Raw genomic sequence first — 21271 nt, 5'->3', positions numbered from 1 at the left:
GATAAAAAGGACATATGTCTTTTAATAGCTTTTTAATTTGAAAAAATATACTAAAAAACACTTGAAAAAATATCCTTTTTGTACGAAAATGAAAATAAATATAGAAAAAGGGACATGTGTCCTGTTTTAAAAGCGAGACATATGTCATTGTAGAGATAACAAAGTCAATTTCAAAAAAGGAGGAAAAATTATATGAAGAAAAGAATTGCAGCTATGGTTCTTGCAGGTGCAATGGCACTTTCCCTTGCACCAGCTTACGGAGTGACAGAGGTGAAGGCTGAGGCTGGAGATATGAAGATCGCCATGGTAACTGACTCAGGTGATATTACAGACCAGAGCTTTAACCAGACCACTTACGAGGCATGTAAGGCGTGGTCCGAAGAGAATGGTTCTGAGTTCAACTATTATAAACCAGAGAGCGACTCTGATGAGGCACGTAACGCAAGTGTTGACCAGGCTGTAGCAGATGGAGCTAACGTGATCGTACTTCCGGGATATATGTTCGCAGCTACTATCGTAGAGCAGTCTGAGATGTATCCGGACGTGAAGTTTATTGCACCAGATGTAAGTGCAGGCGATATCTGTGAGAAAGGTGTTGGCGAAGGATACACCTACAATCCGGATGATTATGAAGTGACCGATTACTACAATGCAGACAACGTTTACTGCTGTACTTATCAGGAAGAGATCTCCGGATACATGGCTGGATATGCAGCTGTGAAGCTTGGATACAAGCATCTTGGATTCCTCGGCGGTATGTCTGTACCGGCTGTTACCCGTTTTGGATATGGATATGTTCAGGGCGTAGACGAAGCAGCCAAAGAGCTTGGAATCACAAGTGACGTTGAGCTTGAGTATGTATGCGGCGGACAGTTCTACGGCGATGCAGATATCACAGCTTACATGGATACCTGGTACGGAAGCAAGGGCGTTGAAGTTGTATTCGCATGCGGTGGTGGAATCTACACATCTGCAGCAGAAGCAGCAGCGAAGGTTGACGGCAAGGTAATCGGTGTTGATTCTGACCAGTCCGGAATCATCGGTGAGGACATCACTGTTACATCCGCTATGAAGGGTCTTGCACCGACAGTAAAGACTGTACTTGATGCGATCAAGGATGGCAGCTGGGAATCTGATTACGCTGGAAAGATCGACAACCTTGGTCTTGTATCTGAGAACCCGGAAGACAACTACGTACAGCTCCCAATGGAGACAACCCAGTGGGATGACAATTTCAATGTAGATGATTACAAAGATCTTGTAAAGAAATTATATAATGGCGAGATTGAAGTAAGCAGCGACATCACAGCAATGCCAGAGACTGAGATCACAGTAAATGATTACGGCAGCATCAAATAAGACAACCAACTACTCCGCATAGAAAATGCAATTATAAATCACGGGTAGGGTTCCGACAGGAAAGCAGACTGGTCTTAACGGGAAGAATGGCCATGCAGTGATAAAAAGGGGAGTGGGCAGTGGCCACTTCCCTTTTTTACATTTGTAAGTACCTGTGCTTCCTGGCTGTGACTCTGCCATGAAAAAAAGGAGAAAGCGAAGATGAGTGAATATGCAATTGAAATGCTGGGAATAACCAAGCGTTTTCCCGGAATCATCGCAAATGACAATATCACACTTCAGTTAAAAAAAGGTGAGATCCACGCTCTGCTTGGCGAAAATGGAGCAGGTAAATCCACTTTGATGAGCGTTCTTTTTGGTCTGTATCAGCCAGAAGAGGGTGAAATCCACAAAGATGGAAAGAAAGTTGAGATCAAAGATCCAAACGATGCAAATGACCTGGGAATTGGAATGGTACATCAGCATTTCAAATTGGTAGAATGCTTCAGTGTTCTCGATAACATTATCCTTGGTGTTGAGACCACAAAAAACGGTTTCCTTCAGAAAGAGGGCGCGCGTAAAAAGGTTATGGCCCTTTCCGAAAAATATGGTCTTTCTGTAGATCCGGATGCCATTATCGAGGATACCACAGTAGGTATGCAGCAGAGAACCGAGATCCTGAAAATGCTTTACCGTGACAATGAGATCCTGATCTTTGATGAGCCTACTGCAGTACTCACTCCCCAGGAAATCCAGGAGCTTATGCAGATCATGAAAAATCTGGCAGCCGAGGGCAAAAGCATTCTGTTCATTACCCACAAGCTTGGTGAGATCATGCAGGTTGCAGACCGCTGTACCGTTCTTCGGAAGGGAAAATACATTGGAACAGTAGACATTAAGGATACAAATCCGGAGAAGCTTTCTGCCATGATGGTAGGACGAGATGTAAACTTTGTTGTAGAGAAAGAAGAAGCAAAGCCAGGTGAAGTTGTTCTGGATATCAAAGAGATGGTGGTGGGTTCCAAACGTCATAAGAATAATGCAGTCAATGGCGTTTCCCTTCAGGTTCACAGAGGCGAGATCGTATGTATCGCCGGAATTGATGGAAATGGTCAGACCGAATTTGTTTACGGACTTTCCGGCCTGGAGCCACTGAAGAGCGGCACCATCACTATGAATGGAAAAGACATTACCCATATGCCAATCCGTGAGCGCCTTACCTCCGGTATGAGCCATATCCCGGAAGATCGTCACAAACACGGCCTGGTACTTGATTATTCCCTGGAAGACAACATCGTCCTTCAGAGATATTTCGAACCACAGTTCACCAATAAAATGGGCTTTTTGAAACGCAAAGAGATTCGCAAATATGCCAACCGCCTGATCAAACAGTACGATATCCGTTCCGGTCAGGGTGCCATCACCAAGGCAAGATCCATGTCTGGTGGAAACCAGCAGAAAGCAATCATTGCCCGTGAGATCGACAAGAATCCGGAGCTTTTGATTGCAGTTCAGCCTACCCGTGGTCTGGATGTTGGAGCAATCGAGCATGTTCACAAACAGCTGGTACAGGCAAGAGATGCTGGTAAAGGCGTTCTTCTCATCAGCCTGGAGCTGGATGAGGTTATGAACGTATCAGACCGGATCCTGGTAATGTACGAAGGAGAAATCGTAGGAGAATTTGATCCGAAGAAAGTAACCGTAGAGGAACTTGGTCTTTACATGGCAGGATCAAAGAGAAAGGAGACGAAGAGCAATGAATAATGGATCCAAAAAGAAAGAAAGCATTCTGAGAAACAATGCGGTTCAGACCATCATTGCCTCTCTTTTATGTATTGTGATCGGTCTTCTCATTGGATATGTGGTACTTCTTATCATCAATCCGGCAGGAGCAGCAGGAGCCATCACCGCTATTATCAAAAACTACTTTTACTATCCAAGTCAGAAGGCCATGCTGAAATACATGGGAACTACACTGGTAAAGGCTTCCGCACTTCTGATGTGTTCCCTTTCCGTTCTGTTTGCTTATAAGGTTGGACTTTTTAACATCGGAGCAGCAGGACAGTATGTAGTTGGAGCCGGAGCTTCCCTGTATTTTGCTCTGAAGCTTGGTATGCCCTGGTATGTATGCATGATCGCAGCAATCGTGATCGCAGCCCTGGTAGGCGGCATCTCCGGTGCGCTGAAGGCTTACTTTAATGTAAACGAGGTTATTTCCTGTATCATGCTGAACTGGATTTCCCTGTATGTGGTAAACATGCTTCTTACCCAGGTAAAATCCGAGTCCACCCCATATACGGTAGACCTTTCCAGTGGAAATAAGAGCGCCCTTCTTCCAAACTGTGGACTGGACGAGATCTTTTCCGGCAACAAATTTGTATCCATCGGCCTTATTATTTCTGTGGTAATGGCAATTGTAGTGTGGGTACTTCTGGAAAAAACAAAATTCGGCTTTGAGCTTCGTGCAACAGGTATGAACAAAAATGCTGCAAAATACTGCGGTATGAAAGAGAAGAGAAATACTATCGTAACTATGATGATCGCCGGCGGTCTTGCCGGACTTGGCGCAGCTGTTTTCTATCTCAGCGGAATTGAGACCTGGATGGTACAGCAGACAACGGTTCCGGGCATGGGCTTTAACGGAATCGCAGCAGCCTTCCTTGGCGGCCTTCACCCCATAGGAGCGATCTTCTCCTCTTATTTTATCCAGCACATTACAAGTGGTGGAAGCTATGTAGATAAGACCATGTACTGTGCACAGATCTCTGATCTGATCTCTGCATTTATCATTTACCTGTGCGGATTTGTATTCTTCTTCAAACTCTGGTTAAACCGTTATCTCGACAAGAGAGATGAGAAAAAAGCTGCAAAAGGAGGAGAAAAATAATGTTATTATTGATTCAGTATACATTAATATTTGCTTCTGTATTGATTCTCGTAGCACTTGGCGGCTGTTTTTCCGAGCACAGCGGTGTGATCAACATCGGACTTGAGGGCATCATGGTTATGGGTGCACTTGGCGGGGCCCTGATGATGAAATATCTTCCGGAATCTGCTCCGGCAGCATTTGTGATCCTTCTGGTTGTTCTGGCCAGCGTGCTTGTGGGTATGGTATTTTCCCTGCTCCTTGGTATAGCTGCCATTAATTTCAATGCAGACCAGACTTTGGTTGGTACAGCTTTGAACCTTCTGGGACCGGCTGCAGCCGTTGTTATTGTAAGAGCCATCAACATGGCAGAGAACCCGGACAACGTTTCTTCCACGGTTACATACAAGGTTGCGAAGAAAGCGTTCCTGGTAAGAATTGGCAAATTTGAGTTCAGCTGGTTCATGCTTTTCGCACTGATGATCCTGATCGCTTCTTATATTGTGCTTTATAAAACAAGATTCGGTCTTCGTCTTATGGCGTGTGGTGAGCATCCGCAGGCAGCCGATTCGGTAGGTATCAATGTTTTCAAAATGCGTTATGCAGGCGTTCTGATTTCCGGTGCACTTGGCGGTCTCGGGGGACTGGTTTATATTACTGCCGGTGTCAGTGAGTGGAAATTTGAGAACGGAGTTGCAGGTTTTGGCTTCCTTGCCCTTGCTGTTATGATCTTCGGACAGTGGAAACCGATAAACATCGGACTGGCAGCCCTTCTGTTCGGTCTGTTCCGAGCCCTGTCAAACGTATACACAGGATTTGACGCTCTGGTAGCCCTGAAGCTTCCGAGCACCTTATATAACATGTTCCCGTACATTATTTCTCTGATCGTTCTTGTCTTCGTATCCAAGAACTCCAGAGCACCGAAGGCGGAAGGTATTCCGTACGATAAGGGACAGAGATAAATGAGATACCAGGGGATAAAGGTCAAAAAGCCGTTCGTGCTTGCACGAAAAGGTGTTTGACATTGATCCCCGCCAGACATGAGGAAGTAGCGATTTACGAAGTAAATCAGCGGATTCCGAATGGATGGAGGATTGTGGGAGCTGCGTAGCAGCGGAGCAATCCGTAGGTATCGGACTACAAGCAATAAAAATTTAGGAGAAGGTGACACTATGAAAAATTATTCAGAAGATGCCAGCAGGCAGTATCATATCCAGGTTGCGAAGGGGGAAGTTGGCCGGTATGTGATCATGCCGGGAGATCCGAAACGGTGTGTGAAAATCGCCCAGTATTTTGACAACCCGGTTCTCATTGCAGACAACAGAGAATATATCACATATACAGGAACCCTGGACGGTGTGAAGGTCAGCGTAACCTCCACTGGAATCGGCGGACCGTCTGCCTCCATAGCAATGGAAGAGCTTTCCCGCTGCGGCGCAGACACGTTCGTCCGCATTGGAACCTGCGGCGGTATGCAGCCTGAGGTAAAAAGTGGGGACATCGTAATTGCCACAGGAGCCATCCGTATGGAAGGAACCAGCCGGGAATATGCTCCCATTGAGTATCCGGCAGTAGCCAATCTGGACGTGACAAACGCCCTTGTAGCAGCTGCGAAGGAGAAAAATCTTTCCTATCACACCGGCGTGGTCCAGTGTAAAGACGCGTTTTACGGACAGCACGAGCCGGAAGCAATGCCAGTAGGCTATGAGCTGATCAATAAATGGGAAGCCTGGAAGAAAATGGGCTGTCTTGCTTCTGAGATGGAGTCCGCAGCGCTTTTCATTGCGGCTGGCAAGCTTCGTGCAAGAGCTGGCTCCTGTTTCCTGGTACTGGCAAATCAGGAAAGAGAGAAGCTGGGACTGGACAATCCGGTTGTTCATGATACCGATATGGCGATCCGGGTGGCAGTTGAGGCTGTGAGAAAGCTGATCAGGGAAGATTCTGAGAATTAAAACTATTATATCGCAGGCAAAAGTCAGAGTGATTTATGATTACGATAAGATAATTTGATTATAATTAGTAAATAAAGAAAATGTACAAGTTTTGCCAATGAATTGCTATATGGCGATTTCAGACAATGAAAAGAGATAACAGAAACGAGGAAAATAAATGGACGTAAAAGAAATTTTAAAACATGTGGATCACACCCTTCTTCTCCAGCCATCTACCTGGGAAGAAATCAAACAGATCTGTGACGACGCAATTGAATATGGAACTGCATCCGTGTGCATTCCGCCAAGCTATGTCAAACAGGCAGCAGAATATATGAATGGAAAAATGGCAGTCTGCACAGTCATTGGTTTTCCTAATGGCTACATGACAACTGCAGCCAAAGAATTCGAGACCAAGGATGCCCTTGCAAACGGCGCTTCCGAGATCGACATGGTGATCAATATCGGCTGGCTGAAAGACAAGAAATACGATCTGATCGAGAATGAGATCCGTACCTTAAAAGCTGCATGTGGTGACAAGATCCTGAAGGTTATCATCGAGACCTGCTTCCTTACAGACGAAGAAAAGATCAAAATGTGCGAGATCGTAACAGCAGCTGGCGCAGATTATATCAAGACCTCTACCGGCTTTGGCGGTGCAGGTGCTACTTTTGCAGACATCGAGCTTTTCTCCAAGCACATTGGACCAAACGTTAAGATGAAAGCAGCTGGCGGAATTTCTTCCCTGGAAGACGCTGAGAAGTTCCTTGCACTTGGTGCAGACAGACTGGGAACCAGCCGTATTATAAAGATCGTTAAAAATGAGAAAGCTACAGGTTATTGATTGTAAAGGCAGACATATGTGACCCTTGCCTGCCTCCTGGCAGAGAGTGCGGGGGGATGCCGGAAGAGTCAATCAAAAATGTTAATGAAAGAAAGAGGTGTGAAAATGGAAAAAGAGATGATGAATCAGCTGATTGACACAGCAATCGACCAGCTGAAATATTCCTATACACCATACTCCAATTTTAAAGTAGGCGCAGCCCTCCTTGCCAAAAACGGACAGGTTTACACAGGCTGCAACATCGAAAACGCCGGATACACAGCTACGAACTGCGCGGAACGTACTGCATTTTTCAAGGCGGTAAGCGAAGGTGTGAAAGAATTCCAGGCCATCTGCGTGGTAGGCGGCAAGAACGGCGTTCTCACAGAGTACGCAGCTCCCTGCGGCGTGTGCCGACAGGTTATGATGGAATTCTGTAACCCGGAAACCTTCCAGATTATTCTGGCGGTAGATAAGGAACATTACGATGTGTATACCCTGAAAGAAATTCTGCCGTTGGGATTCGGACCATCTAACCTGGCGTAATGGAGGCAAAACTATGACAATCGAACAATTAAAAGCATTGCCAAAGGTAGAGCTTCACTGCCATCTGGACGGTTCTTTAAGCAGAGAGTTCATCGAGAGCCAGCTGGGCAGAGCCGTACAGCCAGAAGAACTTAGTGTGTCTGATGACTGCACCAGCCTTGCGGAATATCTGGAGAAATTCGCTCTCCCAGGCCAGTGCATTATGGATGAAAAAGGGTTGGCAGCAGCTGGCTATGACGTACTTCGCACCATGAGCCAGGAGAATGTGCGATACGCAGAAATCCGTTTCGCACCCCTTCTCTCAGAGACCTCCAGCATGAACTGCCGAACTGTGATCGAAGCCCTGTTAAAAGGCCTTGAGCGAGGCAGAGCAGACTTTGGAACGGAGTTTGGCGTGATCACCTGTGCCATGCGCCACCACAGCCAGGAGGACAACAGCCGCATGCTGAAAATCGCCCGGGAATATCTGGGTTACGGAGTGTGCGCTGCTGATCTGGCAGGCGCGGAAGCCTCTTATCCCATGTCGCAGTTTATGGAGCTTTTCCAGAACGCTCATAAGCTGGAGATGCCGTTTACCCTTCACGCAGGAGAATGTGGAAGTGTGCAGAATATTATAGATTCTGTAAAAGCCGGAGCAGGCAGGATCGGACATGGAATCGCTATGCGGGGCTATCTTGATATTCAGAAAGAACTGGCGGACAGAGGCATTGGGATTGAAATGTGCCCTATCAGCAACCTCCAGACAAAGGCAGTAAACAGCCCGGCTGAATATCCTATCCGGGAGTTTCTGAACGCAGGACTGAAGGTTTCGGTGAACACGGACAACCGCACAGTGAGCAACACAAGCCTTACCAAAGAGCTTGCCTTTATTCAGAACACCTACGGCATTCAGGATGAAGAAATCCGTCTGATGATGAGAAATGCAGTGGATACGGCTTTTGCCAGCGATGATGTGAAAGAGAAGCTGTATTTTGAATTAGGATTAAGATGATAAAAGCCTGTGATTCTGGTAGAGTCAGAGTAACAAGGCAAATAAGATGAACAAGAAATGCAACAGAAACGGGGGATTTTATTTTGAAAAAATATGAAAGGATTTTCGTGATCGTTCTGGATTCTCTGGGGATTGGCGCTATGCCGGATTCAGAGAAATTCGGGGATGTGGGAGTAGATACATTCGGACATATTCTGGATAAAATGGGCTCCCTGGAAATACCGAACCTTAAGAAGCTTGGAATGTTAAATCTTCACCCGGCAGGAAATATGCAGGGCGTAGAGAATCCCATGGGCCGCTATATGCGTGTGGGCGAAGCCAGCAACGGCAAGGATACCATGACCGGCCACTGGGAAATGATGGGAATCAGGACGGAAAAGCCCTTTAAGACTTTTACAGACACAGGTTTTCCGCCGGAACTGATCGCAGAGCTGGAGAAGCGCTGCGGCAAGCGTGTGATTGGAAATAAGAGCGCCAGCGGAACGGAGATCATTGAAGAACTTGGAGAGGAAGAGATAGGTACAGGTGCCATGATCGTGTACACTTCCGCAGATTCTGTCCTTCAGATCTGCGGCAATGAAGAGACCTTTGACCTTCAGAACCTGTACCGCTGCTGCGAGATCGCCAGAGAAATCACCCTGAAGGATGAGTGGCGCGTGGGCCGTGTCATTGCCAGGCCATATGTGGGCAAAAAGAAAGGTGAGTTCAAGCGGACCAGCAATCGTCATGACTACGCTTTGAAGCCAACTGGTCTTACTGCATTAAATGCGTTAAAGGATAACGGCCTGGATGTGATCGGTGTAGGCAAGATCAACGATATTTTCTGCGGCGAGGGAATCACAAAGACCTATCATTCTGACAGCTCCGTACACGGCATGGAACAGACCATCCAGATCTGCAAAGAGGATTTCAAGGGACTTTGCTTTGTGAATCTGGTTGACTTCGATGCCCTGTGGGGACACAGACGAAATGTGGAAGGCTACGGCAAAGAGATTGAGAAGTTTGACAAGAACCTGGGCGTTCTTTTAAAGCAGCTCCGGGAGGATGACCTCCTCATTCTTACCGCAGACCATGGAAATGATCCAACTTACAGCGGTACCGACCATACAAGAGAATACGTTCCTTTCCTGGCTTATTCCAAGGCCATGAAAGAGGGCGGCGCCCTTGAAAACGAGGATACGTTTTCCATTATTGGAGCTTCTGTGGCAGACAATTTCGATGTGAAAATGCCGGAGGGAACCATTGGACATTCCATTCTCGGGAAATTATGTTAAAAGAGAACAAATGATTTGCAGCACATCGCAAAAGATGAGGAAATCATATGAAACACACCTATTTACATGATGTACTTCCGTTCCTCCGTGAGCTGGAACGGGAGAAACAAAAGCAGTTCGAAGCTTATTTCCGCACTGCGCCATTATGGCTTATGGATCTGTTCCAGAGCGAGGTAATGGAAGCCGGGACTACTTTTATCAGGGAAAACGAACCAGCGGACACCATTTTTTTTGTTGCAAGGGGAAGGGTGAAAGCCACAGACTACCGGGTATCCGGTATTGCCTATGACTTTATGAAGCCTATGAATCTCATTGCACTTGGAGGCATGGAGGTGATCCTGGGACAGGACACTTACCAGACCACCCTGCAGACAGAGACAGAGTGCATTGTCACCAAGCTGCCGCGGGCGCAGTATGAGAAATGGATCTACTCCGATACGGAAGCTTTTCGTATGGAGGCAAAGCTTACCTGTGCCTCCCTTTTGGAGGAAGAGCGGCGGAACCGTCTGTACCTGTTTTTGGAAGGCGCTGACAGATTAGCCGTACTTTTCGCAGATTGGTTCGAAAAATATAACAAAAATGACATTTTATGCATCAACGAAAGCCGACAGAATCTGGCTGACGAGACCGGCCTTTGCCTGAAAAGCATCAGCCGTGCCATCAAGAAATTCCAGGAAGACCAGCTGATCGTGAAAAAAGGCAATCAGATCTGTATCGACAGGAAGCAGTACGAAGGGTTGAAGCGGACTGTGGACGAGAAGATCGGCAACGTATAAAGGAGAAGGTGTACATGAGCGATTTATATCAGAAATTAGAAACTTGCCTTACAAGCGTTAGAAAAAAGACAGATTTTAAACCGGAAGTGGCGCTGATCCTGGGATCCGGCCTTGGAGATTATGCAGATGAGATCCAGATTGAAACCACTATTGATTATACAGAGATTGAAGGTTTTCCAACCTCCACAGTGGCAGGACACAAAGGCAGATTTGTATTTGGCTATGTGAAAAATGTGCCGGTTGTGATCATGCAGGGAAGAGTGCACTACTACGAAGGCTATCCAATGACAGACGTAGTGCTTCCCACCAGATTGATGGGCATGATGGGGGCGAAGAAGCTGTTCCTTACCAATGCAGCCGGTGGTGTGAACCCGAACTTCAAACCAGGTGATTTCATGATGATCACTGACCACATTACCACAGGCATTCCAAGCCCACTGATCGGACCGAATCTGGACCAGCTGGGAAGCAGATTCCCGGATATGAGTGAGGTATACAGCAGGCGCCTCCGGGATGTGATCCGCACCAGCGCAAAGAAATGCGGCATAGAGCTTCAGGAAGGCGTATACGTGCAGTTTGCAGGCCCGGCCTATGAGACACCTGCCGAAGTAAGAATGGCGGCTATATGGGGCGGTGACGCAGTTGGAATGAGTACTGCATGTGAGGCAATGGCAGCCCGCCATATGGGACTTGAGGTATGTGGAATTTCCTGTATCACCAACATGGCAGCTGGTATTTCGAAACAGGAACTGAACCACAAAGAGGTTCAGGAGACTGCGGACAGAGTTGCGAAGTCTTTCAAAGAACTGGTGACAGAGATCATAGCTAATATGTAGATGAGAGACGCTGCGGGCTCATAAGCGGCAGCTGGGACTACTGAATATGGAATATTGTAAAACGGGCGGAACCCATGATAAGCTCCGCCCGTTTTTCTTATATATCTGGAAAGTTGCCATGCCAGGCAATCTCTGTCTTGAATTTTCCACGTCTAAATGGTAGGATATCAAAAGGTATAATGTTACAAAGGAGAAAAGAAGAAATATGGGAATTGTTGTAATCGGTGATGTTTTTATCGATGTGAAAGGTTATTCCACAGCGCCGTTTATTCCAGGCGGAAGAAATGCAGGTGTGATCCAGCAGATCCACGGCGGCGTGGGTAGAAATGTTGTGGAAGATATTGCCAATATAGAGCTGAAACCAACCTTTGTCAGTCTGGTAGATGACGACGCTATGGGAGATGATGTGATCCGCAAGCTGGAGCGCCATAAAGTAGACACCAGATATATGCGCAGGGTAAAGGACGGAATGGGAACCTGGCTGGCTGTTTTTGACCAGGATGGAGATGTAGTGGCATCTATATCCAAGCGTCCGGACCACCGCCCGATTGAGCAGATCCTGGACGAACATGGAGACGAGATCTTCCAGGATGCAGACAGTGTGGTGATCGAGATCGACATTGACAAGGAGATCGTGAAGAAAACCTTTCACTATGCGGAGAAATACGGCAAGAAGGTATACGCGCTTGTATCCAATATGACCATTGCAATTGAAAGACGTGATTTCTTAAGACGGACAGCCTGCTTTGTATGCAACCAGCAGGAGGCGGGGATCCTGTTTTCCGAGGATTACAGTGATCTGAAGCCGGAAGAGATGGCAAAGTGTCTGGCAAAGAGGATCCAGTCTGCCCATATTCCGAAGATGGTTGTAACGATGGGAAGCGACGGTGCTGCATATGCAGATCAGGAAGGAAACTGCGGTGTTTATCCGGCTATGAAGGTGGACGTGGTAGATACAACAGGTGCAGGGGATGCCTTTTTTGTAGGGGTGTGCGTAGGGCTCACCTATGGGAAAACAATGAGAGAGGCCTGTGCCATTGGTACCCGTCTTTCCTCAACTGTTATTTGTACCTCAGAGAACATTTGTCCAAGATTCATGCCGGAAGAATTCGGCTTGGAGAGGTAGGAGAAGGATATGGAAAGTCTTATTATAGGAATTGCCGGCGGTTCCGGTTCCGGCAAATCAACCTTTACAAACAGGATCAAAGAGCATTTTGGAGATGACGTGGTAGTTCTCTATCACGACAATTATTACCGCAGACAGGATGGAATTCCTTTTGAACAGCGTGTGACTGTGAATTACGACCATCCGGATTCCCTGGAGACCGAGCTTCTGGTGGAGCATCTGAAGCTTCTGAAACAGGGAAAATCCATCGACTGCCCGGTTTATGATTATTCCCAGCATAACCGTTCAGATAAGATCCTTCACATCACCCCAAGTCCGGTGATTCTTGTGGAAGGAATCCTTCTTCTGGCAGATCCAAGAGTCAGAGAACTCCTTGATATCAAGGTCTATGTGGAGGCGGATGCCGACGAGCGTATCCTCCGCCGGATTTCCCGTGATGTGGAAGAGCGTGGAAGAGATCTGAACGGAATCATCAATCAGTACTTAAATACTGTGAAACCGATGCATTATCTTTATGTAGAGCCCACTCGTTCCAAAGCAGACATTGTAATTAACAGCGGCAAAAACGACGTGGCTTTTGACCTGTTTGTCTCCAAGATCAGTATGGAACTGGAAAAAAGAAAACAGGGGTAATGAAAAAGCACATGTCAGTGGACATAGAAAACAAGATACAGGAGATCAGAATGGCGCAGGAAAAAGAAAACAGACAGCCTGAGAGTACACAGACCACCCAGGAGGGGCAGCAGCCTCACAAGCGGCGTGTGCGCTATAAGGGCAAATACCCGAAGAAATTTGAAGAAAAATACAAAGAGCTTCAGCCAGAGAAATACCAGGATACCATCCAGCATGTGATGCAGAAGGGCAATACTCCGGCTGGTATGCATATTTCCATTATGGTGAAGGAGATCATTGATTTTCTGGAAATCAATCCGGGACAGGTGGGATTTGATGCTACCTTAGGTTACGGCGGGCATACTAAGGCCATGCTTCAGTGCCTGCAGGGACAGGGGCATATGTATGCCACGGATGTAGACCATGAGGAAGCGGCGAAGACCAAGAAACGTCTGGAAGATCTTGGCTTTGGTGAGGATATTCTGACCATTAAGCTTCAGAATTTCTGCACCATTGATGAGATTGCAAAAGAGGTGGGAGGCTTTGATTTCCTTCTTGCAGATCTGGGTGTGTCTTCCATGCAGATCGACAATCCCAAGAGAGGTTTTTCTTTTAAAGTAGACGGTCCTTTGGATCTGCGCTTGAACCAGGAAGCGGGAATCAGTGCCGCAGAGCGTCTGGAGCATATTACCAGAGATGAGCTTGCAGGAATGCTTTATGAGAATTCCGACGAGCCATACTGTGAGGAGCTTGCAAAAGCGATCACAGATGAGATCCGCAAAGGAAACCACATTGATACTACCACCAAGCTTCGCCAGGTTATTGAGAAAACTCTGGATTTCCTTCCGGAAAAAGAGAAGAAGGAGACCATCAAGAAAACCTGTCAGCGTACCTTCCAGGCGCTTCGGATTGATGTGAACCGGGAGTTTGAGGTTCTGTATGAGTTTATGGAGAAGCTGCCGGGAGCATTGAAGCCAGGTGGAAGAGCTGCAATCTTAACTTTCCATTCCGGAGAGGATAAATTGGTGAAGAAGGCGTTAAAGGCGGGGTATAAAGCCGGAATTTATTCCGATTATGCCAAAGATGTGATCCGTCCGTCAGCCCAGGAGTGTGCGCAGAATGGCAGGGCACGCTCTACGAAGATGAGATGGGCGATTAAAGCGGAGTAAACGCGTAAATAAAATGGGGGGAGGAACCGCATTACTGCAGTTCCATCCCCCATATTTTACAATCCCTGGTTCCCACAACCATATAACTTTGATAGACAGCAGGAGATGCTTCAATGACTCCGTCACTGATCTGGTGACAGTCAAGAACATCTCCTGTTTTTCCATCCAGAAGATAAATGTGTCCGGTACTGTTGCAGTAAAGGACCTTTCCACTGCCATCCGGATTGTACACGCAAACAGGGGAAGACCAGGCATAAGCGGCTTCGTGCTCCCAGTTTATTTCTCCGGTCTTTTTATCAATGCAGGCCAGTACGCCCTGGGCCTGTCCGCCGGTACGGGCAACAGTCACATAAATGTTATCGGACAATTCTTCTTTTCCCAGAGCAATCGTAGACTGCACGCCGCCGGAAACGCTGTCCTCAGAAGAGCATTCGTAAGATTTCTGCCAGATGATCTCTCCAGTCTCTGCGTCGATTTTCCAGATGGGAACTTCCGCTGTTGTGCTGCTGCGCCAGCCAAGCCGAAAGGAGGTGCTGACATACAGGTAAAGGTGTCCGTCCTCCACAGACAGGACAGGAGTGGAGTTGGAATCATCCAGAATGTCCTGTACCCACACAAGCTGCAAGGTGTTCAGATCCAGGCACATCAAATTTCCGCCGTTGTCTGCAATAAAAAGATAACCGTCGTAGATGGCGGCGCTGTCCTCCATGCCAAGCCAGTAGGAACCTACACTGGTGCGGGTTCCGTAATAACGCCATTTTACAATGTGATCCGGGTTAATAGATAAGGTTCCTGCCGCCGGATCATAGCTGGTATTCAGCCTGATCAGATAAAGGATTCCGTTTTCCCCAGGATAGATCAGGGTATCTGTGGCTGCATCCACAAGGGCAGAGGAATCAAAATAGCTTAAATTTCCCCGAAGAGAAAATTCATCATTATTTCCAAAGGTATACATCACACTGCAGTCCAGCAGGTTTACCACGAAAACACGGGCGGTCCCTTCATTGCTGTCGTATCCGGCGCCCACATACAGGATCGGATAGCCTCTTGGATCAAGGGCTCCGGCACCTTTAAAGGTAAATCCCAGGTAGAGAGGATCTCTGGTGGCTTCTCCGGTTTCCAGATCCAGAAAGTACACGTAGCCATCCATGCAGGCGTAGATCACTTCCACAAGGTCGTCCTTTTCCTTGGCCCAGTCATACATGTTCATGGACTGTTTCACTTCTTTGGACCATTTTTCCATAAGAGGCTGTCCGGTCCAGCCGCTTCCAGACCAGGTGGCATCCCCATAAGTGATAGAGCCTGTCTGGGCTGTCCACAGATCCTTTATTTTTCCATCTTTGATCTGAGTGGTACCGTAGGAGGCGGTATCACGGAAATTGTTGCCACGGAAGGTTACGATCCCATCCACGTCGGTATAGCTGATTCCGGCATCAAAGGAATGGGTGTCTGTGGAAACATAATCCGAAACATTTCCAAGAGTCTGGCCGTCTACTTCGATATCCGTGGATTCTATGTATAAGGATGGTTTGGTGGAGTCTGCACATTTTGGAGAAAATTCTTTCGGCTTTGCCATCGCAGCTTTAATGGAGGCAAGAGAATCGGAGCTTTCCATGGTAAGAGAGCTGTCCTCGCCAACCATGGAAACGGTATTCACATTTTCCCGGATCTTTTTCACAAGAAAAATCCCTCCAAGTATGATAACTGCGGAGACGATCAGAATTCCTTCGGTAAGAAGAAGTTTACGGAAAAAGTACTTCCTTTGCAGCTGTCTCTTTCGCTTTCCTGTCTTTCTTTTCATAACTAAGTCCTTCCCATATTCATTTGGCAAAAATTATACAAGGTATGGACTGGAATTTCAAGATGGCAGAGGGAAATCATCATTTTTCTTGACAGTGTATGGGTGGGCTTGCTAAAATAATATAGATTGTGTCAAAGGAGGAAAAAATATGCTGAAAGTATGGATCGTAGGATCTGAAGGTCAGATTGGTGAAGCAATCAATGAAGTGCTGGATCCGCTGGAAATTGAAGCTTTGAATACAGATAAAAATGAGCTTGATATTACAGAAACAGATGAAGTGCTCCGTTTTGGTGAGATCAACCGTCCGGATGTGATTATCAACTGCGCTGCGCTCACAGATGTAGAGCTTTGTAAGAAACAGCCGGAGGAGGCATTCCGCGTAAACGCACTGGGTGCCCGCAACTTAAGTATTGTAGCAAGAAAAACAGGGGCAAAGATGGTGCAGCTTTCCACAGACGATGTTTTTGACGGTCTGGCAAAGAAGCCTTACACTGAATTTGATGATACCAACCCTAAGACTGTTTATGGAAAATCCAAACGTGCCGGGGAGAACTATGTGAAGGAGTTTACCCACAAGCACTTTATTATTCGAAGCAACTGGGTTTTCGGAAAGGGGAATAACTTTGTAAACCGTGTTCTGGAGACAGCAGACCAGGGAAGAACTTTGGCGGTCGCAGAGGATCAGTATGGTTCTCCCACAAGTGCCAGGGATCTGGCAAGGATCATCCTGCACCTGATCCGCACCAATGAGTACGGAACTTATCATGCAACCTGCCAGGGTGTCTGCAACCGTTATGAATTTGCGAAGGAGATCCTTCGTCTGGCTGGCAAGGAAGAGCAGCTGAATCCGGTTCCCACTCCTCAGTCAGACCTTTCTTCTGCAAGACCTGCTTATGCAGTTCTGGATAATTTCATTCTTCGCATTATCGATGTATATGAGATGCCGAACTGGAAAGACTCTCTGGAAGAATTTATGAAAGAAAAGATGGAGGGTTAAGATGGCAGCGAAGAAAGAAAAGAATGGAAAAGAGAAAAAGAAGATCAGCTTAACCAGTATGATCTTTATTGCGCTGATTGCCGGAGCAATCACCGGAATGGTCCTCCATTACCTGGTGCCGGATGGCAGCATAAAAAATGACGTGATCGTAGAGGGCGTGCTGTACGTTCTTGGACAGGGCTTTATCCGCCTTATGAAAATGCTGGTAGTTCCCCTTGTTTTCTGTTCCCTGGTTTGCGGAAGTATGGCCATCGGTGATACCAAGAAGCTGGGAAATGTAGGTGGAAAAACACTTGTGTTTTATCTGATCACAACAGCGGTTGCAGTTGCAGTCGCCCTTGGCATCGGAACGCTTTTAAGACCTGGTATTGGTCTTGATATGAGTAAGATCCAGGTAAATGCTTCAGATATTGAGACCATGGAGTCTACATCCCTGGTTCAGACGATCCTGAATATTATTCCGGATAACCCGATCAAATCCCTGGCAAGCGGGGAAATGCTCCAGATCATTGTGTTTGCCCTGATCGTAGGTGTAATTCTGGCAAAGCTTGGGGAGCGCGCGGAGACAGTTGCAAACTTTATCAGCCAGTTTAATGACATTATGATGGAAATGACTATGATGGTTATGAGCCTGGCTCCTATCGGTGTTTTCAGCCTGATCGCAAGAACTTTTGCAACTATCGGTTTCAGCGCGTTTGTGCCGCTGGCAAAATATATGATCGCAGTTTTGATCGCGCTGGCGATCCAGTGTTTCGGTGTATACCAGATCCTACTGAAGGTGATGACTGGTCTGAATCCGGTGAAGTTTATTAAGAAGTTTTTCCCGGTTATGGCCTTTGCGTTTTCCACTGCAACTTCCAATGCGACCATTCCGCTTTCCATTGATACGTTGTATAAGAAGATGGGTGTTTCCAAGAAGATTTCTTCTTTTACCATTCCTCTTGGTGCGACGATCAACATGGATGGTACTTCGATCATGCAGGGTGTTGCGGTTATGTTCGCGGCACAGGCGTTTGGAATTCATCTGGCTCCAATGGATTATGTGACGGTAATCGGTACTGCTACACTGGCTTCTATTGGTACTGCTGGTATTCCTAGTGTTGGTCTTGTTACCCTGACTATGGTATTTAATTCTGTTGGGCTTCCGGTTGAGGCGATTGGTATTATCATGGGTATCGACCGTATTCTGGATATGGCGAGAACGGCGGTTAATATTACAGGTGATGCAGTCTGCACTACCATTGTGGCTTGCCAGAATGGGGCTGTAGATAAGGATGTGTTTAATAAAGCTGAATAAAATGATGGCGTGTGTATGTGAGTTTGCTCATGTATGCACGTCTTTTTTGTTTAATGCGGACGCCAGGGTGGGGCATTGTGTTGCGGACAACGTCAAAAAACGGGATTTTACTCCGTCGCCTAGTGCATGTCTCATAAACAAACTCGCCCTTGACAGGGCTCAAACAGTGTTTATGAGACATGCACTTACTCGTAAAATCCCGTTTTTTGACTAACTGTCCTTAACACAATGCCCCTCCCTGGCTGGTTGTTCAGAGTAACTATGAATTAATTTTGCACAAACAGTATATAACACTTGACAACAGTATAATGCTGTTATATACTGTTTACACAAGGAGGAGTTGCATGAAGATTATAATTAATCACTCGTCGATGGAGCCGATTTATGAGCAGATTGTAGATCAGATCAAGGCGATGATCATTGACGGGACGTTAGAGGAAGAGGAGATGCTTCCCTCTGTGCGGACGCTTGCGAAGGAGCTGAAGATCAGTGCACTTACGGTGAAGAAGGCGTATGACTTTCTGGAGGAAGAGGGGTTCGTGGTTACGGTTCATGGGAAGGGCAGCTTTATTGCCAAGAATAACCAGGGACTTCTTATGGAGGAGCGGAAGCGGGAGATTGAGACGGAGCTGGAGGGTGTGATCCGGAAGGCACGTGTCAGCGGATTGTCTGGGGAGGAAATCCGGGAACTGTTTGAACTTATTATGGAGGAGTAGATATGCTGCTGAAGGTGATCACCATGATGATTAAGGGGATTGTATTTGGCGCCATGGGTATTTTCTGGATCGGATCTGAAATCTGTGACAGGATGCACATTGATCTTTCTTTTGTGAAGGATTCTTTTATGCAAATCCTGGATCTTGGACTTCCTGTGTGCCTGTCCGTCCTTGCAGTTCTTCTGTTGCTATTGGTTCTGATTTCCTGTACAATATCCATAAAGATTATAGAAAAAAAGGAGTACTGATCCTGGAATGAAGAAGAATCAGATTTTTATAAAATGTGGAACCGAGTATAAGGAGATGACGAAAGAACTGCTGGGGGCGTGTGATCTGGCAGGGGAGATAGAGCGGAAGTTTGAAAAACAAGAGCATGAGAGTAGTTTGCACAATATGCGAATCGGAATCAAGCCCAATTTAGTAGCTCCCATGGAAGCCTACTGGGGCGGTACCACCCACCCGGAGGTAGTCGCCGGAATCGTAGAATACCTTCAGGAAAAAGGTTTTTCCAACCTGGTGATCATGGAAGGCTCCTGGGTAGGAGATAAGACTTCGGAATCTTACGAAGTTTGTGGCTTCAAGTCCCTCTGTGAAAAATACAACGTTTCTTTTCTTGATATGCAAAAAGAAAAAGGCGTCCCGGTAGAATGCGGCGATATGACCTTAAACATCTGCAAAAGTGTCCTTGACCTTGATTTTCTCATCAATGTGCCAGTCTTAAAAGGCCACTGCCAGACCAAGATCACCTGTGCCCTGAAGAACATGAAAGGTCTTTTGCCCAACTCTGAGAAGCGCCGCTTCCACGCACTTGGCCTTCATGATCCCATTGCCCACCTGGGGCTTGCTGTCCACCAGGACTTCATCGTTGTAGACAACATTTGCGGTGACCTTGACTTTGAGGATGGCGGCAATCCCGTAGAGATGAACCGCGTCCTGGCAGCACTGGATCCGGTTCTTATGGATGCCTACGTCTGCGACATGATGTACTATCAGCCAGAAGAAGTTCCTTACATCACAAAGGCTGCCGCCCTTGGCGTAGGCTGCGCCGACATCCGCCAGGCCGACATCCAGGCTCTCGACGGCAACCCCGGCGCGCCCATCCCCAAATCCCGTAAAGTAGTAGAGCTTGCCGACGCCGTAGAAGAAGTAGAATCCTGCAGCGCCTGCTACGGCAACCTGATTCCCGCCCTGGACCGCCTGAAACAGGAAGGCCTTCTTTCGAAGCTGACAACCCGCATCTCCATCGGCCAGGGCTACCGAAACCAGTCTGGCTCCCTGGGAATCGGCCGCTGCACCCGCCACTTCACCCACCACCTGGAAGGCTGTCCACCAACTGAAGAAGAAATTTATGAGTTCCTGAAGAATTATTTAGGACGCTAAAAAATTACAGCCCCGCCAAAAACGGGGCTACCTTTTTATACACTTTAGATGAGCTTCTTCACCATCTCCACAATCTCTTCCTTCGTCACCGTACTACTGTTGATACACAAATCATACTGCAGCATATCCAGCCAATTGGTATCTGTAAAATACTCATAATAAGCCCGGCGCTCCTTATCCGTCCGCTTCACCAGCTTCCTTACACTCTTTTCCTCCCGTCCGGTCCGCGCTATCACCGTCTTCACACGGTCCTCAAAAGGTGCGTAGATAAACAGGCTCAGATGCTTATCCTTACTATCTTGCAGGATATAGTTGCCGCACCGTCCCACGATCACGCAATCCTCCTTGTCAGCCGCCTCCAGAATGATCTTCTTCTGCAAATCAAAAAGCACATCATTCATAGGAACGAAATGATACTCCGGATTCATCTGCAGCTCATAATCCACCGGATACAGCCACTGGCTGGCCTTCTTCTCGTCTACTCTGGCAAACTCATCGAAAGGAATATTCTTCTCCTTGCTGGCCATTTCGATCAGCTCTTTATCATAGAACTTAAATCCCAGTTCCTCCGCAAGAGCTTTTCCAATAATACGTCCGTTACTACCAAACATACGATTGATTGTTATGACACGTTTACTCATAAACGCCGCCTCCTTTTGTGGTGGATTTGTAAATATTTTTGTTATAAAACAGTTTACGAGAACTGTTTTCTGTTCTTTTCTGAATTATAACACAATTATTTGAAAATATCTATATATATTGCATAAAATCTAAATAAAAAAATATTCTGAA

Annotated in this window: 21 protein-coding genes; 19 read left to right on the top strand and 2 right to left on the bottom strand. The window is 46.8% G+C overall.

The annotated features are described in order from the left end of the window. Nucleotides 1-192 precede the first annotated feature (192 nt). The 14 genes from ACTQ50_RS12390 to rsmH all read left to right on the top strand — a co-directional run bounded on the left by ACTQ50_RS12390 (nucleotide 193) and on the right by rsmH (nucleotide 14288). Nucleotides 193-1359, top strand: a complete 1167-nt coding sequence (locus ACTQ50_RS12390) for a BMP family lipoprotein (protein ID WP_441484476.1) — start codon at nucleotides 193-195, stop codon at nucleotides 1357-1359. A gap of 201 nt (nucleotides 1360-1560) precedes the next feature. Continuing rightward, nucleotides 1561-3102, top strand: coding sequence for an ABC transporter ATP-binding protein (locus ACTQ50_RS12385; protein WP_441484475.1), 1542 nt, complete (start codon nucleotides 1561-1563; stop codon nucleotides 3100-3102). Next, nucleotides 3095-4225 carry an ABC transporter permease gene (locus ACTQ50_RS12380; protein WP_441484474.1) on the top strand — a complete coding sequence of 377 codons (1131 nt, stop codon included), beginning with the start codon at nucleotides 3095-3097 and terminating at the stop codon, nucleotides 4223-4225. Before ACTQ50_RS12385 ends, ACTQ50_RS12380 begins: the two co-directional genes overlap by 8 nt. Next, nucleotides 4225-5166, top strand: coding sequence for an ABC transporter permease (locus ACTQ50_RS12375; RefSeq protein ID WP_441484473.1), 942 nt, complete (start codon nucleotides 4225-4227; stop codon nucleotides 5164-5166). Before ACTQ50_RS12380 ends, ACTQ50_RS12375 begins: the two co-directional genes overlap by 1 nt. Before the next feature lie 210 nt (nucleotides 5167-5376). Further along, nucleotides 5377-6156 carry a uridine phosphorylase gene (gene udp / locus ACTQ50_RS12370; protein WP_441484472.1) on the top strand — a complete coding sequence of 260 codons (780 nt, stop codon included), beginning with the start codon at nucleotides 5377-5379 and terminating at the stop codon, nucleotides 6154-6156. Nucleotides 6157-6313: 157 nt separating this feature from the next. Then, complete coding sequence (gene deoC, locus ACTQ50_RS12365) at nucleotides 6314-6979, top strand: deoxyribose-phosphate aldolase (protein ID WP_441484471.1); 666 nt, start codon at nucleotides 6314-6316, stop codon at nucleotides 6977-6979. 78 nt (nucleotides 6980-7057) lie between these two features. Continuing rightward, nucleotides 7058-7504 (top strand): cytidine deaminase, encoded by a 447-nt coding sequence (locus ACTQ50_RS12360; protein ID WP_441484470.1) that lies wholly within the window; start codon nucleotides 7058-7060, stop codon nucleotides 7502-7504. A 13-nt stretch (nucleotides 7505-7517) separates the two neighbouring features. Continuing rightward, entirely contained in the window at nucleotides 7518-8495 is a 978-nt protein-coding gene (gene add, locus ACTQ50_RS12355) for an adenosine deaminase (RefSeq protein WP_441484469.1), read from the top strand. 83 nt (nucleotides 8496-8578) lie between these two features. After that, entirely contained in the window at nucleotides 8579-9769 is a 1191-nt protein-coding gene (locus ACTQ50_RS12350) for a phosphopentomutase (protein WP_441484468.1), read from the top strand. 47 nt (nucleotides 9770-9816) lie between these two features. Beyond that, nucleotides 9817-10545, top strand: coding sequence for a Crp/Fnr family transcriptional regulator (locus ACTQ50_RS12345; RefSeq protein ID WP_441484467.1), 729 nt, complete (start codon nucleotides 9817-9819; stop codon nucleotides 10543-10545). A gap of 14 nt (nucleotides 10546-10559) precedes the next feature. After that, on the top strand, nucleotides 10560-11381 hold the full coding sequence (locus ACTQ50_RS12340; protein ID WP_441484466.1) for a purine-nucleoside phosphorylase: 822 nt from the start codon (nucleotides 10560-10562) through the stop codon (nucleotides 11379-11381). 205 nt (nucleotides 11382-11586) lie between these two features. Continuing rightward, the gene (locus ACTQ50_RS12335) at nucleotides 11587-12507 is read left to right on the top strand and encodes a carbohydrate kinase family protein (RefSeq protein ID WP_441484465.1); all 921 of its coding nucleotides are present in this window, start codon (nucleotides 11587-11589) and stop codon (nucleotides 12505-12507) included. Nucleotides 12508-12516: 9 nt separating this feature from the next. Further along, complete coding sequence (gene udk / locus ACTQ50_RS12330; RefSeq protein ID WP_441484464.1) at nucleotides 12517-13140, top strand: uridine kinase; 624 nt, start codon at nucleotides 12517-12519, stop codon at nucleotides 13138-13140. 50 nt (nucleotides 13141-13190) lie between these two features. Continuing rightward, on the top strand, nucleotides 13191-14288 hold the full coding sequence (gene rsmH / locus ACTQ50_RS12325; protein WP_441484463.1) for a 16S rRNA (cytosine(1402)-N(4))-methyltransferase RsmH: 1098 nt from the start codon (nucleotides 13191-13193) through the stop codon (nucleotides 14286-14288). A gap of 31 nt (nucleotides 14289-14319) precedes the next feature. Here the strand turns inward: rsmH and ACTQ50_RS12320 are convergent, their stop codons facing one another. Further along, a complete protein-coding gene (locus ACTQ50_RS12320; RefSeq protein ID WP_441484462.1) occupies nucleotides 14320-16089 on the bottom strand; it encodes an outer membrane protein assembly factor BamB family protein in 1770 nt (589 codons plus the stop codon). A gap of 148 nt (nucleotides 16090-16237) precedes the next feature. Here ACTQ50_RS12320 and rfbD point away from each other — a divergent pair, with 148 nt between their 5' ends. From rfbD to ACTQ50_RS12295, 5 genes are all read left to right on the top strand, one after another. Beyond that, the gene (rfbD, locus tag ACTQ50_RS12315) at nucleotides 16238-17086 is read left to right on the top strand and encodes a dTDP-4-dehydrorhamnose reductase (RefSeq protein ID WP_441484461.1); all 849 of its coding nucleotides are present in this window, start codon (nucleotides 16238-16240) and stop codon (nucleotides 17084-17086) included. 1 nt (nucleotide 17087) lies between these two features. After that, complete coding sequence (locus ACTQ50_RS12310) at nucleotides 17088-18383, top strand: dicarboxylate/amino acid:cation symporter (protein WP_441484460.1); 1296 nt, start codon at nucleotides 17088-17090, stop codon at nucleotides 18381-18383. A gap of 344 nt (nucleotides 18384-18727) precedes the next feature. Then, nucleotides 18728-19099: a GntR family transcriptional regulator gene (locus tag ACTQ50_RS12305; protein ID WP_441484459.1), complete on the top strand. Its 372-nt coding sequence runs from the start codon at nucleotides 18728-18730 to the stop codon at nucleotides 19097-19099. A gap of 2 nt (nucleotides 19100-19101) precedes the next feature. Then, a complete protein-coding gene (locus ACTQ50_RS12300; protein ID WP_441484458.1) occupies nucleotides 19102-19347 on the top strand; it encodes a hypothetical protein in 246 nt (81 codons plus the stop codon). 7 nt (nucleotides 19348-19354) lie between these two features. After that, nucleotides 19355-20479 carry a DUF362 domain-containing protein gene (locus ACTQ50_RS12295; RefSeq protein ID WP_441484457.1) on the top strand — a complete coding sequence of 375 codons (1125 nt, stop codon included), beginning with the start codon at nucleotides 19355-19357 and terminating at the stop codon, nucleotides 20477-20479. 44 nt (nucleotides 20480-20523) lie between these two features. On the opposite strand, the gene ACTQ50_RS12290 is transcribed toward ACTQ50_RS12295, so the two are convergent. Beyond that, entirely contained in the window at nucleotides 20524-21120 is a 597-nt protein-coding gene (locus ACTQ50_RS12290) for an AAA family ATPase (protein ID WP_441484456.1), read from the bottom strand. Nucleotides 21121-21271 lie beyond the last annotated feature (151 nt).

The sequence above is a fragment of the Blautia sp. Sow4_E7 genome, from assembly GCF_052116245.1.
GTDB lineage: Bacteria > Bacillota > Clostridia > Lachnospirales > Lachnospiraceae > Blautia_A.
Note: the sequence above shows the minus strand (reverse complement) of the source record. Positions and strands in the feature narration are given on the sequence as shown.